Below are 20,187 nucleotides of genomic sequence, written 5' to 3'. Positions count from 1 at the left end.
TGTCATATGGCGATACACGTTAGAAAACTACTGTCATTGTTTGTGCTATTAGTTACAATACAAACAACATCTGCCCAATTGGGCTTCTCTCACGAAATAGGTGCTTTTGTTGGTGCTGTTGCATTCCAATCTGATTTTGGCGTTAGAAGCGATTTTGAAACAAACTCTGGCAATACAGGTATTGCCCTAGGAATTGTACACTACATAAATTTCGCTTATCGTGCTGATTGTAATTGCTATTCTACAGACACCTATTTTAATGACCACTTTAAATTACGAAGTGAGATTTCTTGGAATAAGACAACGCTTAATCATTTTGGAAAATGGGTAGACGATGCTAGAACTAGTGATAATGCGGATCGATTAAGGGCTCACTCTGGTGAAGCCCAAAACTGGGATATTGGTATGCAACTAGAATATTTTCCGAGAAGTATTAGAGCGTTTTCAGCAGGTGCATATTCTTTTGCGCCTTTTGCGGCTCTTGGAGCCCATTATGTATCATTTAATCCATCTGTTGAAACTACCTATGGTGACGGCAATATTTCTAATAATAACAATTTTTACAGCTTTTGGGATGATGCTTCTGGTGGAGATCCTTTTATTAGTGCAGAATCAGGTTCTACATGGTCTGTCGTTGCTAGTCTCGGGACACGTTATAAGCTAACTATACTCTCAGATTTATTTGTTGAGCTTAGGTGGCAATACTATTTTGACGATTTCGTTGATGGCTTGGATCATAAATTATCATCCAATAAAGCAAATGACTGGAATTTATGGTTAAATTTTGGCTATATCTATTATCTAGATTAAGACCTATCTAAAAAAAGATTGAATAGAGAAATTCTATCTTTTTAAAAATATTTATCCAATCGCTTGTTTTAGATCTGCTATTAAATCTTCTTCATCTTCTATCCCAACGCTCAATCTTATTAAAGAATCTACAACTCCTGTTTTTTCTCTTTCCTCCTTTGGAATACTTGCATGTGTCATACTTGCAGGATGCCCAGCCAAAGATTCAACGCCCCCGAGAGATTCTGCCAGCGTGAAAATTTTAAGATTTTCTACAATTCTAATGGCTTCTTCGTAGTCATTCCCTTTAGTAGTGAAAGATACCATACCGCCAAAATCTTTCATTTGTGATTTTGCAACATCGTGGTTGGGGTGAATTTCAAAACCAGGCCAATATACGTTTTCGATCTTTGGATGACTCGCTAAATATTCTGCGACAGCTTTTCCATTCTCACTGTGCCTTTGCATACGAATATGTAAGGTTTTTATCCCTCTTAAAACCAGGAAAGAATCTTGTGGTCCACATACTGCACCGCTTGCATTCTGAATAAAATAAAGTCTATCGGCCAAGTCCTTATCTTTTACAACTAATGCTCCCATAACAACATCACTATGCCCACCTAAATATTTTGTTGCAGAATGCATAACAATATCAGCACCTAGATCTAATGGTTGCTGTAAGTAAGGTGTAGCAAAGGTGTTGTCTACAGCTAATAAAATATTGTGCTTTTTAGCAATCTCAGAAACAGCTACAATATCTATTACATTCATCATCGGATTTGTTGGTGTCTCCACCCAAATCAACTTAGTATCTGGAGTAATGTATTGTTCTATTTTGCTTGCATTTTCCATTCCGATGAAGTGGAACTTTATTCCAAACTCCTCATATATTTTTGTAAAAAGCCTATAAGTCCCTCCATATAAATCATTAGTAGAAACCACTTCGTCTCCTGGCTGAAGTAACTTTAAAACAGCATCAATAGCAGCCAAACCAGAACCGAATGCAAGTCCATAATTTCCATTTTCTATACTTGCAAAAGCCTTCTCCAGTGCATTGCGCGTAGGATTATGGGTACGGGAATACTCATAACCCTTATGGCCTCCAGGCGTAGATTGGGCATAAGTCGACGTTTGATAAATTGGAGGCATTACCGATCCATAAGCCGGGTCGTGTTCTTGGCCTCCATGTATGGTTTTTGTATTGAATTTCATAATTTGATTAAATTAAAATGCCTTAGACGTTGTATAGAAACAAACTTTACAAAAAGGTGTTTTTTAAAGCAACAAATTTAACTCATAATTCGTTGTATTCAAATCTGTGTAATACCTTTATAGTAACCTTCTTAAAATCTATTACTTGTGAAACGCATTACATTCATTTTGGTACTTTTTTGTTTTTTGAATTCTTGTAAATCTGAATATGAAGCCATAGCATTTGCTACAGTTGCTATTGAAAACACTTATGAAGCACAGATATCTGCAAATCTTGATAGGGCAACCGGTAACGATGAATTGAGTAAAAAAATAAACACACATATTGATGAAACGATAGTCGCTTCACTAAGTGATACCATAAATAAGTCGAATCTTGAAACTATCTTAAAGGATTTCAACCAGGAGTATTTAGACTTTAAAAACGACTTTCCAGAAGCTTCAGAAGCTATTTGGGAGCTTCATATTGAGACAGAAAAAACCTATCAAACTGAAACCATTATTAGTATCGCAATTAGCACTTATGAGTTTCAAGGAGGCGCTCATGGGAACGATAGAATTTCATTCTTAAATCTCAATGCTGAAACTGGAGACATACTTAGTCGAGATCAAATGATTAATAATCTAGAAGACTTTAAAACCTTAGCTAAAATCCATTTTGAAAAGTCACTGAAAAATAGAGAGGAGTCAGCAAGAATGGAAGACTTTTTCTTTGGGAAACCATTTCAACTACCTGAAAATATAGGCTACAGTGATGACGGATTGGTTTTACTATACAATGTTTATGAAATTGCCTCTTACGATCAGGGTTATACAGAATTTGTGATTCCGTTTGAAGAGGTGGAGCCTTACTTAAAACTCAACTAGTCTGCTTTTTTGTTATTTGTTTAATTATAGGCTCTACCGTTAAACCTTGCCCTAAAATGGAAACAATTACCACAATATACGTAATGACCAAAAACAGTTCTCTATGCATTTCTTGGGTTAAACTTAATGCCAAGGCAATTGATATACCTCCTCGTAAACCTCCCCAGGTCATGATTAAATTAGTTTTGGGCACAAAGTCTAATCGTTTTGCAAAGAATTTTATAGGTAGCCATAGTGACATGTAGCGGCACATTAAAATAATCGGAATGGCCAACAAACCAGCATATATATATTTCCCTTCAAGGGTTAGCACCAACATCTCCATACCGATCATAATGAACAGTATGGTGTTTAAAAGTACATCTATCAACTCCCAGAATTTGTCAACATAGGCTTCGGTAGTTTCGGACATTGCTGTATGGCGTACTGTATCATTACCTACAATTAATCCGGCTGTTACCATGGCTAATGGTGCAGATAAATGAAATTTATGTGCTAGCATGGTACCACCCATTACCGCAGAAATCGTAAGGATAACCTCAATTTCATAATTATCTATGGATCTCATTAAACGGTAGGTTATCCATCCTAAAAACAACCCCAACGCTAAACCTCCTATGACTTCCTGACCAAAAAGTGTAGCAATATCAGAAAATTCTACGGGGGCATTTGGTTTTGCAGCAATGGCAAATATGGTTAAAAATACAACTACTCCAACACCATCATTAAACAATGATTCGCCGACAATCTTGGTCTCTAATTTTTTGGGTGCACCTGCTTTTTTTAGAATACCTAAAACAGCTATAGGGTCTGTAGGAGATATTAAGGCGCCGAACAACAAACAATTTATGAAAGTCACCTCTAATCCGATCCAACCCAACACATAGAACATAATGATCCCGACTAAAAAAGTGGACACAAGAACACCAAGGGTTGCAAAAGCTAATATAGGGCCTCTTTGTACTTTAAGTTGATCAAAATTGGTATGCAAAGCACCTGCAAATAGTAGGAAGCTTAACATAATATCCAATAAAACCGTCTCAAAATCTATGCTATTGATAAACGCCTTTTCCCGTAGCAAAAGTGTATTATCAAATTGTGCTATCCCAACTAAAACCATTGTAAAAACAATAGTAATCAGCATAAGACCTATAGTAATAGGAAGCTTTAAAAAGCGTACATTGATGTACCCAAAAATAGCAGACAGAACAATTAGAATCGTAGCGATAGAATAATATTCCATAGAATTATATTTTTCTTAAATGTAACTATTTTTCACATGAAATAAGGTTACTTTGCAGTCTTAAATTTAATTAGATTTCATATGGCAAAAATGTATTATCTAAGCACATGCAACACTTGCACTAGAATTATAAATGAACTAGAACTTCAAGATGATTTTCAGCTTCAGGATATAAAAAATGAAGCTATTACTATAGACCAAATTGAAGAAATGAGATCTTTAACGGATAGCTATGAAAGTTTATTTAGCAAACGTGCAAGGCTTTACAAAGAACTCGATTTAAAGAACAAATCCCTTTCAGAAGAAGACTATAAAAACTATATCTTGAAGCATTATACATTTTTAAAGCGTCCTGTAATCATTTTTCAAGATCAGATTTTTATTGGTAATTCCAAAAAAACAGTAGAAGCTGCAAAACAAGCTATGCATGAACAGTAGAGCATTTGCCATATTTGCGCTGTTTATGGTACAAGTATTATATGGGCTCAACTACACCTTTGCGAAGGTCGTTATGAATGAAAATTACATTAAACCTTTTGCTTTCGTTGTATTAAGAGTAGGAGGAGCTGCTATTCTGTTTTGGCTTTTTAGCTTTCTATTACCTAGAGAAAAAATTGAACGTAAAGACTATTTTCGATTTTTCGTTGCTGCAGTTTTTGGGGTGGTCATTAACATGCTATTGTTCTTAAAAGGTTTGGAGCTTACTACACCTATACATGCTTCTGCCATCGTAACGATTACTCCTGTTATTATCTTAATCCTTTCAGCGGTCATCCTAAATGAAAAAGTAACTGCGTTAAAGGTCATCGGTATATTCTTGGCACTATGTGGCGCATTAGTGCTTACAGTTTATGGTAAATCGACTCGAAGTGGCGATAATGTGATTTTAGGTAATACTTTTATTTTTATTAATGCCATTTCATACAGTATCTATATAATCTTAATAAAACAGTTGACCAAAAAGTATCATCCGTTTACATTCATAAAATGGTTGTTCCTTTTTGGCTTTTTTATGGTCGTCCCTTTTGGATATAATGAATTATCGGATATTCAATGGGAGACCTTTACGCCCTATGTGTCGTTCTCAGTAGGTTTTGTAATTGTAGGTGCGACTTTTGCAACCTACATTTTAAATCCTTTTGCCTTGAGTAAACTAAAAGCATCTACAGTCGGTGTTTTTATCTATTTGCAACCTGTAATTGCTGGGCTTTTTGCCATTATTATGGGTGTAGATGCTATCGATGTTATTAAAGTTATTGCTATGGCCTTAATCTTTTCTGGTGTGTATATTGTATCTATTAAACCTAAAAAAGTTTAAGTTTGACCTTAACTTCCAAAATATTTCGGGCCGTAGACGATATCCCAAAACACTATTGGGATAGTCTTAATTGCACCACAAATATTTACTATTCGCCTGAGTTTTTAAAAGCATTTGAACTTGCCAATACGGATATAGCATTTAACTACATCCTTATACTAAAAGACAATGAAGCCGTAGCATTTGCCAATACACAATTGGTGACCATAGGTATCGAAACCATTACCAAGAATATTAAGATGTGGCCTAAGTTAAGGCGAATAGTCAATAACATGTTTTGCAAAAACAGCATAAAGGTTCTGTTTTGCGGCAATGTCTTTTTGAGCGGTGAGTATGGTACATTTTTAAAAGATGGAGAACCAAAAGTAGAAACATTTATTGCTATTGCGAAGACTGTAAAGAGGTTGTATAGATGCAAACGGCTTCATGCCATTTTCATAAAGGATTTTGAAGACGAGTCGCTCTATATTACTGACCATTTAAAATCATTCGATTATGCTTCTATGCACGTAGAGTCAAACATGATAATCTATTTAAGACCAGAATGGCAATCCTTCAATGACTATACCAATGCATTAAAATCCAAGTATAGAGTTAAGGCCAATAGAGCTGATGCTAAAAGTGAAGCGCTAGAGGCTAAACTTTTTAGCGAAGATGATATAAAAAAGCATAAAGATGAGCTTCAGGCACTGTACCAAAATACTATTGACAATGCGGACTTTAATGCTCAAATCTTAAACCTAGACACTTATATACATCTTAAAAGCACCTATAAAGATAAGTTCATTGTAAAAGGCTATTTCTTAAATAATCAATTGGTTGGATTTTTATCCGCTATGCAAAATGGTGATCATCTCGATGCACATTTTATAGGTATTGACTACTCTAACAACAAAACCTATGCGATCTATCCGAGAATCTTAAATGACTATGTAAGGATAGGTATCGAAACAAAATCCACTCAAATTAATCTAGGTAGAACGGCTTCTGAGATTAAGAGTACATTAGGGGCACAACCTAAGACATTAACTTGTTACTGTAAACACAAACACTATTTGCCAAATCAGGTTTTAAAGCCTTTTATAAAAAATGTGCAAATAAAATCTTTTAAACAGCATCAGCCATTTAAATAGTTTGCACACTTAAAGGTTTTGGTTGTACGCCATGTTTCCTAGTATCGGCTTTAGTAAGAATTTTAAAATCTTCAGATTTTGGGAATTTTTCTGCTAAACTAAGTAATGGTTTTGGTAAGGCTGTAAGTTTTCGAGCCTTTAAATCTATCCAAGCACCTTGCATTTCACAATAAGCAAGATTATCTCCATTTTCGTTATAAAAATCATGTTTAAACATAAACAGCATACCGTCTTCGCTTAAACCAGAAACCTCAATAGTGACAGTTATTGGCGCACCAATAAAGGATTCTTTAAAATAGTACATATGTTCGTAGAAGACTACAGGACCAACATTATATTTTCTAATTTCTGGCATCGAGAAACCATGTTCGCCAAAAAAGGACATCCTTGCATGACTCATAAAATTAGTATAAGCAGAATTGGCCAAATGACCATTAGCATCAACATCGCTCCACCGTATTTCAAATTGTTTTTTGTACATTTTTTTATCTTATAACTATGTGGCAAAGTTAGAAAAAATATTATGCACGCATAATACTTTACAATGATTTAACAATCATTTGATGCCAAATCTATTTTGTACCTTTGCGCAACTTTAATCGCATCATATTAATGATACAGTCCATGACGGGTTACGGGAAGTCTGTTTTACAGCTCCCTACCAAAAAAATATCTATCGAGTTAAAATCCCTGAACAGTAAGAATTTAGATGTCAATGCTAGGATGCCATCGATGTACCGTGCCAAAGAGCTTGACATCAGAAAAGACATTGCTAAACATCTTATTAGAGGAAAGATCGATTTTTCACTATATGTAGAAATTACCGGAGAGGATACAAGTTCAAAAATCAACAAAACAGTTGTTAAAGAGTATATAAAACAACTCAAGGATGTTGTTGATGGAGATACGACTGAATTACTAAAAATGGCCATCCGTTTACCAGATGCCGTAACTACAGAACGCGATGATATTGATGAAGAAGAATGGAACGTCATTGCCAATGGTATTAAAGATGCCATTTCTAAAATTGTAGCGTATAGAGAAGATGAAGGTAAAATATTAAAACAAGATTTTTTAGAAAGGATTGCTACTTTAAAACAATTACTAGAAAACGTTATTGACATGGATCCTGAGCGTATCGAAGGCGTTAGAGCTCGATTAGAAAAAGGCATTGCAGAAATAAAGGAAAAAGTAGATGAAAATCGTTTTGAACAAGAACTGGTTTACTACATAGAAAAGTTTGACATTACCGAAGAGAAAGTGAGACTTGATAATCATTTGGATTATTTTACCAAAGCTTTGAAATCTAGCGATTCTAACGGAAAAAAGCTTGGTTTTATCTCTCAGGAAATAGGGAGGGAAATAAATACAATAGGTTCAAAATCCAACTACGCTCCTATGCAAAAACTAGTGGTACAAATGAAGGATGAACTCGAAAAAATTAAGGAACAATTGTTGAACGTACTCTAACCAAAACAAAAACTTAGTGTCAAAAAAAACAAATAAACAAGGTAAACTCATTGTCTTTTCAGCCCCTTCGGGTTCTGGAAAAACGACAATTGTACGCCATTTGTTAAAACAAGAAGAACTTAATTTAGAGTTTTCTATTTCTGCGACTTCTAGGAAAAAACGTGGAAATGAGCAACATGGAAAGGATTATTACTATTTATCTCTTAAAGAGTTTAAGAACAAGATAAAGGCTGATGAGTTTTTAGAATGGGAAGAGGTTTACAGGGATAATTTTTATGGTACATTAAAGTCTGAAGTAGAACGTATATGGGCAAAAGGGAAACATGTCATTTTTGATATTGATGTTTCTGGTGGTTTAAGAATAAAACGCAAATTTCCTGAGGAAACTCTAGCTGTATTTGTAAAGCCACCTGATTTAAATGAATTGGTTAGACGCTTAAAGGAACGTGGTGAGGAAAGTGAAGACAAGATAAGTATGCGCGTAGCCAAAGCTCCTGCAGAGTTGGCTACAGCCCCCCTATTTGATGTTATTGTTGTTAACTCTAATTTAGACCATGCGTTAGAGCATGCATATCAATTGGTTTCTGATTTTGTAAATGAATAATTATGAAGGTTGGACTCTTTTTTGGCACATTTAACCCCATACATGTAGGACACTTAATCATAGCTAACCATTTGGCCGAACATAGTAATTTAGACCAAGTTTGGTTTGTTGTAACCCCTCAAAGTCCCTTTAAGAAAAAAAGTAGCCTACTAGATAACCATCAAAGACTAGAGATGGTTTATCGTGCGACAAAAGATTATACCAAGTTATGCCCAAGCGATATTGAATTTGGCTTAAAACAGCCCAATTATACAATTGACACGCTCGCTTATTTATATGAAAAATTCCCTCGGTATGATTTTGCCTTGATTATGGGAGAAGATAACTTAAAGAGCTTTCATAAGTGGAAAAACTACGAATTCATTTTAGAAAATCATAATATTTATGTTTATCCTAGATTGTCTGAAGGAAAGGTCGAAACCCGTTTTAATAACCATCCAAAAATTTTTAACATTTCTGCTCCAATAATAGAGCTGTCTTCTACGTTTATAAGAAAAGAAATTAAAGCTGGTAGAAGTATTCGCCCTATGTTATCCGATAATGTGTGGGATTATATAGATGAAATGAACTTTTATAGGCATTTTAAAATTTAACAAAAACAGTTTCTTTTCTTTTCAAAAGAATAACTAATTTTAACTAAAACAAAGATTGAAAAAGAGATGATATTTACTATAGTTTTATTAGCAGCTGTTATTGCCCTAATTGTATCAAAAATCAATACTATTTTATTGAGAAATAATTTGAGTGCTAGCTCAGAAAAACGAGTTCTGATTGCTGGTGTTCTTCTTATCCTTTTATTAGTAACAAATGTAACATTACCTTATCCTGAATCTCTCTATTGGTTTACAGGACTGAGTGTGGTGTTTGTAAGTATCGTTTTAACTTTCAATGTGCTTAAAAAAGAAATGAAAAGGTTTTTATCCCTAGACACTAAAGATAAAATAGTAAATGTACTTTTTTATAGCCTTTTAGTTGTTATCACCAATATTTATCTCTAAAAATGATAGAAAGCATTCTCTAGATGCTCTATTTTAAAATCTTCTTTTTCTTTTACAATAGCAACTATATCAAACCGAACTTCAACATCCAGATCGTTTTCAACTACATATTCATTAACCGCCTTGACTAAATTTTTAATCTGTTTAGGCTTTACAAAATCTTGTGGATTCCCAAAATCTGCCGTAGAACGTGTTTTCACCTCAACTATAGCCAAAATATCTTCTTTTTGGGCAATGATATCTACTTCAGCTTTTTCAAATCGATAATTACGCTCAATAATAGCGTAGTTTTTTTCAATAAGATACTCGATTGCTAATTGTTCGCCTTTTTTGCCAAGTTCATTGTGTTGTGCCATATCTCTAAAATAGAAAAATAGTATTACATTTAAGTCATAATCAAAATACTTAGATTCATCAATTCAATTTTCACCTTTCCATTTAGTTGTAATGAAAAAGCTCGTTGTTATTGATATTTTTTGAATGTTATGCAAAGTATTCTTAATATTCTCATTTTAGTTGGCGCTATACAAGGACTTATTACTTGTTTTTTATTACGGCAAATACGATCAAACGTACTCGCTAATAAGCTACTTTCTTGGCTTATTTTATTTATTTCACTCGCGTGTTTAAATATTTATTTTTTAGAAGCGGTAGAATTCACCTCAACCATATGGATTGTTTTGGGCTCCATCTTGCCTTTGGTAATCATAATGCCCATTGGACCATTAGTGTACTTCTATGTTAAATCGATTTTATATCCCGAATTTCAATTAAGTAAAAAAAATAAGGCTCATTTCTATACAGTCATCATTGACCTACTTCCTTATCTAATCTATCTCATTTTTATCCTTGGAAGTCTTTTTGGATTAAGCAATACTGATAAAAGTAAACATCTGGTCAACTTCGTAGACAACTACAACAAGTTTGCAGATATTCCACGTTGGATTTCTTTGGGAATCTACCTAATGATTTCTAGGAAACTCTTAATTAATTATAAAGGAAAAGACAAGGACTTCTTTATTTGGGCAAATCGGTTTACGATAGGCTTTACCGTATTTGCGTTAATATGGTTATTACATTTAATACCTTACATTATCCCTAATTTATCAGATGACCTCTTAAGCTATGTTGGTTGGTATCCTGTTTATATGCCTTTAATGGTTCTAATCTATTGGCTCGGTATTAATGGCTATATCATTAGTTTTAAGCATCGTAGAAAAAGTCGTAAGGAATTGCAATTGCCAGTTAAGCTTGTAGAAGACACTTCTACAGCACTAGAAAAAGCAATGATAGTAGACCGCTTATTCTTAAATCCAACATTAAAATTAGACGATATGGTCAATCATCTTAACATCCCCCAAAAAGTTATCTCTTCTGTTTTGAATCAGCATATTGGAAAATCATTTAACGAGTTTGTAAACACCTATCGTGTTGAAGAATTTAAACTAAGATTACTTAATGAAGATTCGAAAGACTTAACCATTACCGGAATTGCCTTTGAATGTGGTTTTAATTCACAAGCCACATTTCAAAGAACGTTCAAATTACTGACCAATCTCTCGCCTAAAGAATATCAAAAAATACACCTTAAATAACTCTCAAATCTAGATTTGAATAGATTTACAATGTTCTCATAGACTTATTTTGCACTCAATAAGCATAATACTTTACATAAATGAAAACGACAATATTATTGATAGGTCTAATACTATCAATCCCTTTACATTCTCAGGATTTAGAAAAACGAATCCAGCAAGTTGAAAATAATCTTATTTTTCCTACATTAATTACAGATACTTCTCCTTTAACTACTAATACAATTTATGACCAATTAAAAAAACATAAAATCCATGGAGCAAGTATTGCAGTTATAAATAAGGGCAAAATAGATTGGTCTAAAGGATATGGTTATTGCAATCAAGACAAAACCAAGACTATAAGCACTCAAACGCTATTTCAGTCAGCTTCAATAGGTAAAATTATTTCCTCACTAGTCTCACTGAAATTAGTTGAACAGGGTCAAATAGATTTAGATAAAAATGTAAACCTTTATTTGAAGCGATGGAAACTAGAGGAGAATAGTTTTACTAAAGATCAACCAGTAACCCTAAGACATTTATTAACACATTCTGCAGGATTGACGGATGATTATGGTTTTTTAGGGTATAAACCTACAGATGATATTCCTTCACTACTTCAAATATTAAACAATGAATCCCCTGCCAAGACAAGGAAATCGCTCTCCATTAAAACCAAACCCGGAACTAAAGAACGTTATTCTGGCGGGGGTTATTTAATCATTCAATTGTTAGTGGAGGATGTCAGCGGAATACCTTTTGAAGAATATGTAGAACAACACATTTTTGAGCCTTTACAAATGACAAATTCAACTTATAATTATAGCCCCGATATAAATTTAGGCAAACCTATTGCTGATGGGCATCTTTATAACGGGAAGTCACTAAAGAAGAAAAAATACCATATATATCCCGAAAAGGGTGCCGCTGGACCATGGACAACTGCCGAAGATTTAGCAAAATTGGTTATTGGAATTCAAACTAATCGAATATTAAATAGTCAACTGACTCAAGAAATGATGACGCCACAGATTAATAACAAAGGCTTAGGTGTAAATCTTAAAGGTATAGATAAGGCATATATGTTTTGGCATGCAGGACAAAATTTAGGGTATACAGCCTTAGTCTATGGCTCAATAGAAGGTGGTGATGGTGCAGTAGTTTTAGTTAACTCTGATGGTGGAGAACAGTTTTTACAAGAGTTAATGTCTAGTATATCAACAGTTTACAACTGGCCCGTTATGAAATCCTATAATACCATAGAAATTTCAGAGCAAGAAATAGAGCTTCTAGAAGGTACTTACGAAAATCAAGGCACTCGTTTGTTCATCAAATTGAGAAAAGGAAAATTATTTGTACAACCAGAAAACTCAAAAGAACGAGTACAATTATATAAAATACAAGAAAATCACTTTACCTTTAAGGGTGCACAAGACTTTTACAAACTATCCTTCAAATATCAAAACAAGGTGGTTACAGGTTTAGTCTATGCAGAAAGTATTGGGAAAATACTAACTCTAAAAAAACTATAACTTATTAACCACTATATCAAAACTACTCTTAAAACATTATGAAAGAGAAATCTTTTCGTCTTTGAAAAAGTAGAATAATCTAATTAAACACCACTAAAGATTCGGTCTTATTAACCTCTAATTGAATAGTCCTACCAAAAATCAGTGCTCTATTATCATTTTCATGCCCTGCTGGCATATTAAAGGCAATTGGAAAATCGTATTGAGACAAGGCATCAAGAACAAGCTGTTCTACAGAGGTTCCCCAAAGCGTGGTGTTTTTTCTAAGTTTAGTCATATCGCCAACTATCAAACCTTTAAGATTATTAAAATAGCCGGCACGCTTCATGCTCTGCAGCATTCTATCGATATGGTACTTATATTCACCTATTTCTTCAATAAACAAAATTTTTCCAGAGGTGTCTATACTCTCTTCAGAACCCAACATTGTGTGAAGCATTGTTAGATTTCCACCAACAAGTATACCAGATGCCTCTCCTGTTCTATTATAGTTAGAGCCTTTTAAAGTATAATTTGCAGGGTTTCCGAACAAAGCAGATTTAAATGTATCGATTGATGTTTGAACTTCACTTAAATCCTTAGTTAAGCTCACGCACATTAAAGCATGAAGCGATTCAAAACCTTTATTATGCAACTGATTATGCAATGCGGTAATATCACTGTAACCTATAACCCATTTTGGCTTATCCTTAAATTTAGTATAGTCTAATTTATCTAAAATTCTTACTGTACCATAACCCCCTCTAGCACACCAAATAGCACTGATTTTAGGATCGTCCATAGCGCGTTGTAAATCCTCACAGCGTTCATCGTCCGTACCTGCAAAATGATTGGCTTTACTGAACACGTGTTGGCCAACAACAGCATGCAAACCCCAACTTTTTAGTAAATCTATGGCCTGTTGTACTTCGCGCTCTCGATTTTTCAAAATCCCAGAGGGAGCGACAATAGCAACAGTATCACCTTCTTTTAAATAAGGTGGTTGAATTAAATCCGTTGTCATTTCAGAATAGTTATCAATTTCATTTTGAGTATAAAGCCGATTAAATAAGCCAAAATTAATTGTAAGGATTATAGGTAAAACTAGACTTCTCAAAATCATAAAAACAGCTTTTTGTAAATGTACATTTTTTTTTAGAACTGTTTTTATATTGCGTACTTTTGTAGCTTTGAAAATATTGAAATTATGTCAAAACGATATACCATAACAGCAGCTTTACCTTATACTAATGGCCCAATCCATATTGGTCATTTAGCTGGTGTTTATGTCCCGGCTGATATTTATTCGAGATATTTAAGACTAAGAGGAAATGACGTGGCCTTTGTTTGTGGAAGTGATGAACATGGTGTTCCTATAACTATTAAAGCAAAAAAAGAAGGTGTATCGCCTCAGGCCATCGTTGATAAGTATCATGCTATAATTAAAAAGTCATTTGAAGACTTTGGCATTTCGTTTGACAATTACTCGCGCACCTCAGCTAAAATTCACCACGATACTGCTTCGGAGTTTTTTAAGATCTTATATGATAAAAACGAATTTGTTGAAGAAGTTACTGAGCAATTATATGATGCCGAAGTCAATCAGTTTTTGGCAGACCGTTTCGTAATCGGAACATGCCCTAATTGTGGTTATGAAGAAAGCTATGGTGACCAATGTGAAAACTGCGGCACGAGTCATAATGCAACGGATTTGATAAATCCAAAATCTGCAATTACAGGAAATACCCCAACTTTAAAAGAAACCAAACATTGGTTTCTACCATTAAACAAGCACGAAGAATTTTTAAAAGAATGGATACTTAAAGGCCATAAAAAAGACTGGAAGCCTAATGTGTATGGCCAGGTAAAATCATGGATAGATGATGGCTTGCGTCCTAGAGCAGTAACCAGAGACTTAGATTGGGGAATTCCGGTTCCTGTAAAAGGTGGAGAAGGTAAAGTGCTTTATGTATGGTTTGATGCACCTATAGGTTATATATCTTCTACAAAGGAATGGGCAGAACGTGAAGGCAAAAATTGGGAAGACTATTGGAAAAACGAGGAGACTACACTTGTACATTTTATAGGTAAGGATAACATAGTCTTTCATTGTATTATTTTTCCTTCTATGCTTAAAGCCGAAGGTTCTTATATATTGCCAGAAAATGTGCCAGCTAATGAGTTTTTAAATTTAGAAGGCCAAAAATTATCGACGTCCAAGAATTGGGCTGTATGGTTACCAGAATATCTTATAGATTTCCCTAACCAACAAGATGTACTGCGCTATGCCCTGACGGCTAATGCACCAGAAACAAAGGATAACGATTTTACTTGGAAAGATTTTCAAGCCAGAAATAATAATGAACTTGTTGCTATTTTTGGGAACTTCGTTAATCGTGTTGTTGTACTGACCAATAAATACTATAACGGTGTTGTACCACAACCATCAGATTATAACGATGTTGATGAAAAGACCTTAGCCACACTAAAAGCATACCCCAGTGTAATCTCTAGTTCTATTGAGCGTTACCGTTTTAGAGAAGGAAGCCAAGAACTGATGAATCTAGCTCGTCTTGGCAATAAGTATTTAGCTGATGAAGAGCCCTGGAAAACCATAAAGACTGATGAAGAGCGCACAAAGACCGTGATGTTTATCGCCCTTCAAATTGCATCGGCTTTAGCAGTTTTATCCGAGCCCTTTTTGCCATTTACCTCAAACAAATTAAAAGGTATTTTAAATTCTGAAGATAATACATGGGATAGCATCTCAAATAATGAAATTCTATTACCATCCGGACATTCCATACAAACAGGAAAACCAGAATTGCTATTTTCAAAAATTGAAGATTCAGAAATTCAAAAGCAGCTAGATAGACTAGCCGCTAACAAAAAAGCTAACGAAGCAGCTAAAAAAAGTATAGATCCGCAAAAAGAAGAAATTACCTTTGATGACTTTACAAAATTAGACATCAGGGTAGGTACTATTTTAGAGGCAGAAAAAATGCCAAAAACCAAAAAGTTATTGGTTTTGAAGGTAGATACAGGTATAGATGTACGTACTATAGTTTCGGGGATAGCCGAAAGCTTTAAACCAGAGGAAGTCATCGGTAAACGTGTGACCGTTCTAGTAAATTTAGCACCACGAAAACTGAGGGGTGTCGATAGTCAAGGTATGATTTTAATGACCGAGGACGAAAATGGAAGTTTAGTCTTTGTGAATCCTGATGCTAACAAAGCTGTAGACAACGGGCTTAAGATTAGTTAGTTAGAACTTTGCAGTAACAGTACAATAAATCGTTTAAGTGGATTAGCAATATAATTGATAATGAAAACATTGCATTGAATTCTTAAAGTTCTCAAAACTTAACCTTTACTTAATCCATCTATCTAAAACCAAGAATGAATAAAACCAAAACACTTTGTATTTTTACAAAATATCATTATTAATTATAACAATAGTATCATGAAACGACTACTTTTAGGATTTTTGACCATCTGTCTCTTATCATGTGGTGCATCAAAAACAGTACGCGATTCCCGTAAAATCATAAAAGGCAATTGGACCTTAGATAAAGTGACATCTTCAGTCATTGGCGAACTAAAAATAACCTTATTAAACGATGCCAGCAAAGCCTGTTTTGAAGGGAGTTCATGGCAATTTATTCCTAACAATAATACAGGCAACTATACCTTAAGTGGCGCTGACTGTGACGGCGTACAACGTTACTTTGTATTTACTATTGATGAAATTGACGAAGTCACGGGTCTTTATGATTTCCTATTAAAACCAACAGACCAACGCGGCAAATCAGAAACCAATAGAGGTTTTAGGCTTAGTCTCACGTCCTTAACCGACACCAGTATGCAATGGGAACAAACCGTAAGTCTAGAAGGCAAACCTGTAACGCTAAAAATGAACTTTTACAAGCAATAAATCACAACACCCATGATGGGTATAATTAATATTAAAATTTTAACCAGATGAAACTATACATAAACAAAATCGGAATTGTAGCTCTTGCAGTAGTAACACTTGTAGCATTTACCAACTGTAAAGCTGTAGATAATGCTAATAACAAACAAAAAGGTGCTGTTATCGGTGCTGCTGGTGGTGCTATTTTAGGTGCTATTATTGGTAATAACGTAGGAAAAGGTGGTAATGGTGAGCTCGGTGCGGTAATTGGTGGTGTTATCGGTGGTGGTGCAGGTATACTGATTGGTCAGAAAATGGATAAGCAAGCTCAAAAAATTGAAGAAGAAATCCCAGGTGCAGAGGTAGAAAGGGTAGATAATGGCATTGTACTCACTTTTGATGAAAAAAGTGGTGTATACTTTGATACTAACAAATCTTATGTCAACGAGGCCTCAAAAGTTACTTTAGATAAACTAGCAGGAATCTTTAACGAGTATACGGATACCAAAATTTTAGTTGTTGGTCATACTGATAACACGGGTAGCGATGAATACAATATGGAACTTTCCAAAAAGCGCGCCTATTCTGTAACTAATTATTTAGTAGAAAAAGGTATAAGTCAAGGACGTTTTACCACCAATTGGTATGGCGAAACCCAACCCAAATACGACAATGCTACTGCCGATGGTCGTTCTAAAAACAGACGCGTAAATATTGCTATTTTACCTGATGAAACTATGATTAATGAAGCAAGGGAAGAAGCTGGGAATTAGGCTTCAACTCAATAATTTAAAAAAAGCAAGTTAAAAAAACTTGCTTTTTATTTTTAGGTTTTAACTCAATGGGTTGAAGAATAGTTGATTTAATTATTAGTCATTAAACTAGTTCCCTCTCAAATTTTATTAAACTCATATTAAAGTTCTTCTTTATTACTATAGTTTTCGATATTTTTATAAGAAAATCGATTGCTATGAAAACGAATTTTACGCGCTCTTTTTCCAAAATTGTTTTTAGTCTTTTTCTACTACTTATCAGTCTTTCTGTCTATTCTCAAGAAGAACTAGATATCTTAGAAGCTTATGAAGAATATACAGAAGCACCTCGTGAAGTTGTGTACCTGCACTTAAATAAGTCTACTTATGTCATTGGTGAGATTATTGGGTTTACTGCATATGTCCTAGACAAAAAGGACAAAAGACCTTCTGCGCTTACTACAAATCTATATGTTAGCATAGAAGATGATGCCAAAAATATTGTAAAGCAAAAACTCATTGAAGTACAAAATGGTGTAGCCTCTAACACCATTGAAGTAGATTCTTTGTTTGCTCATGGTAACTATCGAATTAAAGCATATACTAATTGGATGAACAACTTTAACGAGCAAAATCATTTTATCGAGACCATAAAAATTAAAGACCAAAAGGTTAGAGATATCACCGAAAATGAAACAACAAATACTATAGATGCGCAATTCTTACCAGAAAGTGGCCATTTATTGCACGGTGTAGAAAATACAATTGGTGTCGTCATAAAAGATAAAAATGGTTATGGAATTCCATCCGTTAGTGGGGAAGTGATGGATGGAGATGGCAATACAATCACGTCATTTAAAACCAATCAATTAGGTATTTGTCGATTTGCAATAGTCGCGGATATTAGTCAAAATTACACCGTAAAACTAGATAACCAAGATATTATTTTGAATCTTAATGAGATGATGAAAAGCCATAGAAATGGCGTTATATTATCAGTTAAAAGGTTAAAGGATAAGTTTTTTGTGTCGGCAATTACCAACGCTAATACTCTAAATTCAATTAAGAACAAGCGTTATTCATTGGTTCTCCATAATGGAGATGATGCTAATCTTATAGATATCTATTTTACTGACCATACCGTAGTTACAAAAGTTATTGAACTTGACAGTAAACCTGGTCTTAAGATACTTACACTTTTTAATGAAAATGATCAACCCATTGCAGAACGCCTTATATTTAATTACAAAGACATACCTATAATAAAATCCCAAACTGAACCCTCTATTACTCAACTAAAGGATTCTGTTACTATTAGCCTTAACTTTAAAACTATCGATCCTAGTGCAGAGCACAATATAAGTGCTTCTATATTACCACAAGGCACTAAATCGTATAAAAGCGATCACAGCATAATAAGCTACAACTATTTACGTCCTTATGTTAAAGGCCACATCCAAAACGCAAAATATTATTTCACAAATATTGACGAAAGAAAAAAATTTGAGCTTGACAATCTACTCATTACCCAAGGTTGGAGTAGCTACGACTGGAATACCATATTTAAAGGCAGTCCTGATTTGTCTAATGATTTTGAACAGGGCATCATCATAAAAGCTAACTATGCATCAAAAAATCTAGACGAAAGCGGCACGCCCAATAGCCTAGCGTATCATTTTAACAATGAGGGTTTTTTAATATCGGAAGCCAATTTAGATCAACAGAGTTACGTGATAAAGCGTTTATTCCCAGAGGAAGGTAACACTATTAAACTATCTGAAATTACGAGCAAAAAAGAATTAAAACCCGCTAATGTATATCTACAATTTTTCCCTAGAGAAATTCCAAAATTGCGAAATAGTCGTTCAATCGCTTCCAATTTAAAACCCAACTATAAGCAAGATACAAAAGAAGAAAGCAACGACAATACGCTATCTTTTGAGACATTGAAAAACATACAAAAACTAAACGAAGTCATTGTAACGGCTAATCCTGATTTATTAAGAAGAGAGAGGGAAAACGAACTAAAAACTGGAAAATATGGCAGAGTGAGTGTTATTAATGAAGATGATCAAAACACATACATCAGGTTATTAGACTATTTGGAATATAAAGCATGGAATCTCGCTACAAAAACAAGTGGTCCTAATATAACTACATCGAGATTAGCAACTACACCAAACTCAACTGCAATAACTAATCCTTTTTTAAGCCAACTCGTAAATTTTGGTGTAAATATTTTTTTAAACGATGCATTATTAGTTGATTATACACGTATTGAAGAACTTTTCTTAACAAATGTGGACTATGTAGAAATCAACAGATTTGGCGTTGGGGACGGTATGCGAAGCCCTGCTGGGTTTATTAAGATATACACCAAAAATCCAACCGGCCCACTTAATCTAAACAAAAATGCCAAAGCTTACGGATTCCCTTTAACGTTTAGCAAACAAAAGCAATTCTATGCACCCAAGTATAAATACTATAATGACGATTTCTATAAACACTATGGTACTATAGATTGGAAACCTAATCTAAAAGTAGATAGTAATGGAAATATAACCATGAAAATTGCGCAACCAGAAGTACCAATTACATTATTTATTGAGGGTATGGCAAATGATGGATCGTTTATTTTTGAAGAGGAGCCCATCTTATTAAATAAAGGTTAAAAACAACTGAAAACTAGACTTTTGTAGAATTTTTTGTGTATATTCTTACAAGTTTCACATTCATAACCATCACATCATGAAAAACCCTTACTTCGCTAAGAGGCTTAAACATTTTTTGTTGATTTTCT

At 34.2% G+C, this 20,187-nt stretch carries 20 protein-coding genes; 15 read left to right on the top strand and 5 right to left on the bottom strand.

Annotation, left to right across the window (positions count from 1 at the left end; translation table 11 throughout):
• Positions 1 to 6 precede the first annotated feature (6 nt).
• Positions 7 to 810, top strand: a complete 804-nt coding sequence (locus Q0972_RS12145; protein WP_299365986.1) for a glutamate dehydrogenase — start codon at positions 7 to 9, stop codon at positions 808 to 810.
• A 51-nt stretch (positions 811 to 861) separates the two neighbouring features.
• Here the strand turns inward: Q0972_RS12145 and Q0972_RS12140 are convergent, their stop codons facing one another.
• Entirely contained in the window at positions 862 to 2,001 is a 1,140-nt protein-coding gene (locus Q0972_RS12140) for a cystathionine gamma-synthase (RefSeq protein ID WP_299365985.1), read from the bottom strand.
• Positions 2,002 to 2,148: 147 nt separating this feature from the next.
• Here Q0972_RS12140 and Q0972_RS12135 point away from each other — a divergent pair, with 147 nt between their 5' ends.
• Positions 2,149 to 2,868 (top strand): DUF3298 and DUF4163 domain-containing protein, encoded by a 720-nt coding sequence (locus tag Q0972_RS12135; RefSeq protein ID WP_299365984.1) that lies wholly within the window; start codon positions 2,149 to 2,151, stop codon positions 2,866 to 2,868.
• Here the strand turns inward: Q0972_RS12135 and Q0972_RS12130 are convergent.
• Entirely contained in the window at positions 2,861 to 4,111 is a 1,251-nt protein-coding gene (locus tag Q0972_RS12130) for a sodium:proton antiporter (RefSeq protein WP_299365983.1), read from the bottom strand. The two genes, Q0972_RS12135 and Q0972_RS12130, sit on opposite strands and share 8 nt — an antisense overlap.
• Before the next feature lie 81 nt (positions 4,112 to 4,192).
• On the opposite strand from Q0972_RS12130, the gene Q0972_RS12125 reads away from it, so the two are divergent.
• Genes Q0972_RS12125 through Q0972_RS12115 form a run of 3 tightly spaced genes read left to right on the top strand, consistent with a single transcriptional unit; the run spans position 4,193 to position 6,562 of the window.
• The gene (locus Q0972_RS12125; protein WP_299365982.1) at positions 4,193 to 4,549 is read left to right on the top strand and encodes an arsenate reductase family protein; all 357 of its coding nucleotides are present in this window, start codon (positions 4,193 to 4,195) and stop codon (positions 4,547 to 4,549) included.
• On the top strand, positions 4,539 to 5,429 hold the full coding sequence (locus Q0972_RS12120) for a DMT family transporter (RefSeq protein ID WP_299365981.1): 891 nt from the start codon (positions 4,539 to 4,541) through the stop codon (positions 5,427 to 5,429). Before Q0972_RS12125 ends, Q0972_RS12120 begins: the two co-directional genes overlap by 11 nt.
• Before the next feature lie 2 nt (positions 5,430 to 5,431).
• Positions 5,432 to 6,562 carry a peptidogalycan biosysnthesis protein gene (locus Q0972_RS12115; protein WP_299365980.1) on the top strand — a complete coding sequence of 377 codons (1,131 nt, stop codon included), beginning with the start codon at positions 5,432 to 5,434 and terminating at the stop codon, positions 6,560 to 6,562.
• Here Q0972_RS12115 and Q0972_RS12110 read toward each other — a convergent pair.
• A complete protein-coding gene (locus Q0972_RS12110; RefSeq protein WP_299365979.1) occupies positions 6,555 to 7,043 on the bottom strand; it encodes a thioesterase family protein in 489 nt (162 codons plus the stop codon). The genes Q0972_RS12115 and Q0972_RS12110 overlap by 8 nt on opposite strands.
• A gap of 143 nt (positions 7,044 to 7,186) precedes the next feature.
• On the opposite strand from Q0972_RS12110, the gene Q0972_RS12105 reads away from it, so the two are divergent.
• From Q0972_RS12105 to Q0972_RS12090, 4 genes are all read left to right on the top strand, one after another.
• Entirely contained in the window at positions 7,187 to 8,032 is an 846-nt protein-coding gene (locus tag Q0972_RS12105; protein WP_299366565.1) for a YicC/YloC family endoribonuclease, read from the top strand.
• 16 nt (positions 8,033 to 8,048) lie between these two features.
• Complete coding sequence (gmk, locus tag Q0972_RS12100; protein WP_299365978.1) at positions 8,049 to 8,636, top strand: guanylate kinase; 588 nt, start codon at positions 8,049 to 8,051, stop codon at positions 8,634 to 8,636.
• Between the two features lie 2 nt (positions 8,637 to 8,638).
• On the top strand, positions 8,639 to 9,229 hold the full coding sequence (nadD, locus tag Q0972_RS12095; RefSeq protein WP_299365977.1) for a nicotinate (nicotinamide) nucleotide adenylyltransferase: 591 nt from the start codon (positions 8,639 to 8,641) through the stop codon (positions 9,227 to 9,229).
• A gap of 66 nt (positions 9,230 to 9,295) precedes the next feature.
• Complete coding sequence (locus Q0972_RS12090) at positions 9,296 to 9,634, top strand: hypothetical protein (RefSeq protein WP_299365976.1); 339 nt, start codon at positions 9,296 to 9,298, stop codon at positions 9,632 to 9,634.
• Here Q0972_RS12090 and Q0972_RS12085 read toward each other — a convergent pair.
• A complete protein-coding gene (locus tag Q0972_RS12085; protein ID WP_299365975.1) occupies positions 9,631 to 9,990 on the bottom strand; it encodes a YraN family protein in 360 nt (119 codons plus the stop codon). The genes Q0972_RS12090 and Q0972_RS12085 overlap by 4 nt on opposite strands.
• A 129-nt stretch (positions 9,991 to 10,119) precedes the next feature.
• Here Q0972_RS12085 and Q0972_RS12080 point away from each other — a divergent pair, with 129 nt between their 5' ends.
• Together Q0972_RS12080 and Q0972_RS12075 are read left to right on the top strand one after the other, a co-directional pair.
• Positions 10,120 to 11,229, top strand: coding sequence for an AraC family transcriptional regulator (locus Q0972_RS12080; RefSeq protein WP_299365974.1), 1,110 nt, complete (start codon positions 10,120 to 10,122; stop codon positions 11,227 to 11,229).
• Between the two features lie 80 nt (positions 11,230 to 11,309).
• Positions 11,310 to 12,743 (top strand): serine hydrolase, encoded by a 1,434-nt coding sequence (locus tag Q0972_RS12075; protein WP_299365973.1) that lies wholly within the window; start codon positions 11,310 to 11,312, stop codon positions 12,741 to 12,743.
• 79 nt (positions 12,744 to 12,822) lie between these two features.
• Here Q0972_RS12075 and Q0972_RS12070 read toward each other — a convergent pair whose 3' ends face one another.
• The gene (locus tag Q0972_RS12070; RefSeq protein WP_299366563.1) at positions 12,823 to 13,746 is read right to left on the bottom strand and encodes an LD-carboxypeptidase; all 924 of its coding nucleotides are present in this window, start codon (positions 13,744 to 13,746) and stop codon (positions 12,823 to 12,825) included.
• A 183-nt stretch (positions 13,747 to 13,929) separates the two neighbouring features.
• Here Q0972_RS12070 and metG point away from each other — a divergent pair, with 183 nt between their 5' ends.
• The 4 genes from metG (at position 13,930) to Q0972_RS12050 (ending at position 20,059) form a co-directional block, all read left to right on the top strand.
• Positions 13,930 to 15,987 (top strand): methionine--tRNA ligase, encoded by a 2,058-nt coding sequence (metG, locus tag Q0972_RS12065; RefSeq protein WP_299365972.1) that lies wholly within the window; start codon positions 13,930 to 13,932, stop codon positions 15,985 to 15,987.
• A gap of 198 nt (positions 15,988 to 16,185) precedes the next feature.
• Positions 16,186 to 16,656, top strand: a complete 471-nt coding sequence (locus Q0972_RS12060; protein ID WP_299365971.1) for a lipocalin family protein — start codon at positions 16,186 to 16,188, stop codon at positions 16,654 to 16,656.
• 47 nt (positions 16,657 to 16,703) lie between these two features.
• Entirely contained in the window at positions 16,704 to 17,408 is a 705-nt protein-coding gene (locus Q0972_RS12055) for an OmpA family protein (RefSeq protein WP_299365970.1), read from the top strand.
• Positions 17,409 to 17,605: 197 nt separating this feature from the next.
• Complete coding sequence (locus Q0972_RS12050) at positions 17,606 to 20,059, top strand: hypothetical protein (RefSeq protein WP_299365969.1); 2,454 nt, start codon at positions 17,606 to 17,608, stop codon at positions 20,057 to 20,059.
• Positions 20,060 to 20,187 lie beyond the last annotated feature (128 nt).

This window comes from Winogradskyella sp., assembly GCF_028282165.1.
Classification (GTDB): Bacteria; Bacteroidota; Bacteroidia; order Flavobacteriales; family Flavobacteriaceae; genus Winogradskyella.
This window is presented reverse-complemented; position numbering and strand designations above follow the sequence as displayed.

What these genes read in the sequence shown, in the direction of transcription:
- nadD (WP_299365977.1), top strand. Translation starts at nt 8,639, where the DNA reads ATGAAGGTTGGACTCTTTTTTGGCACATTTAACCCCATACATGTAGGA.
- Q0972_RS12125 (WP_299365982.1), top strand. Translation starts at nt 4,193, where the DNA reads ATGGCAAAAATGTATTATCTAAGCACATGCAACACTTGCACTAGAATT.
- Q0972_RS12085 (WP_299365975.1), bottom strand. Translation starts at nt 9,990, where the DNA reads ATGGCACAACACAATGAACTTGGCAAAAAAGGCGAACAATTAGCAATC.
- Q0972_RS12070 (WP_299366563.1), bottom strand. Translation starts at nt 13,746, where the DNA reads ATGACAACGGATTTAATTCAACCACCTTATTTAAAAGAAGGTGATACT.
- Q0972_RS12145 (WP_299365986.1), top strand. Translation starts at nt 7, where the DNA reads ATGGCGATACACGTTAGAAAACTACTGTCATTGTTTGTGCTATTAGTT.
- Q0972_RS12130 (WP_299365983.1), bottom strand. Translation starts at nt 4,111, where the DNA reads ATGGAATATTATTCTATCGCTACGATTCTAATTGTTCTGTCTGCTATT.
- Q0972_RS12140 (WP_299365985.1), bottom strand. Translation starts at nt 2,001, where the DNA reads ATGAAATTCAATACAAAAACCATACATGGAGGCCAAGAACACGACCCG.
- Q0972_RS12120 (WP_299365981.1), top strand. Translation starts at nt 4,539, where the DNA reads ATGAACAGTAGAGCATTTGCCATATTTGCGCTGTTTATGGTACAAGTA.
- Q0972_RS12050 (WP_299365969.1), top strand. Translation starts at nt 17,606, where the DNA reads ATGAAAACGAATTTTACGCGCTCTTTTTCCAAAATTGTTTTTAGTCTT.
- Q0972_RS12055 (WP_299365970.1), top strand. Translation starts at nt 16,704, where the DNA reads ATGAAACTATACATAAACAAAATCGGAATTGTAGCTCTTGCAGTAGTA.
- Q0972_RS12060 (WP_299365971.1), top strand. Translation starts at nt 16,186, where the DNA reads ATGAAACGACTACTTTTAGGATTTTTGACCATCTGTCTCTTATCATGT.
- Q0972_RS12075 (WP_299365973.1), top strand. Translation starts at nt 11,310, where the DNA reads ATGAAAACGACAATATTATTGATAGGTCTAATACTATCAATCCCTTTA.
- metG (WP_299365972.1), top strand. Translation starts at nt 13,930, where the DNA reads ATGTCAAAACGATATACCATAACAGCAGCTTTACCTTATACTAATGGC.
- Q0972_RS12080 (WP_299365974.1), top strand. Translation starts at nt 10,120, where the DNA reads ATGCAAAGTATTCTTAATATTCTCATTTTAGTTGGCGCTATACAAGGA.
- Q0972_RS12110 (WP_299365979.1), bottom strand. Translation starts at nt 7,043, where the DNA reads ATGTACAAAAAACAATTTGAAATACGGTGGAGCGATGTTGATGCTAAT.
- Q0972_RS12090 (WP_299365976.1), top strand. Translation starts at nt 9,296, where the DNA reads ATGATATTTACTATAGTTTTATTAGCAGCTGTTATTGCCCTAATTGTA.
- Q0972_RS12105 (WP_299366565.1), top strand. Translation starts at nt 7,187, where the DNA reads ATGACGGGTTACGGGAAGTCTGTTTTACAGCTCCCTACCAAAAAAATA.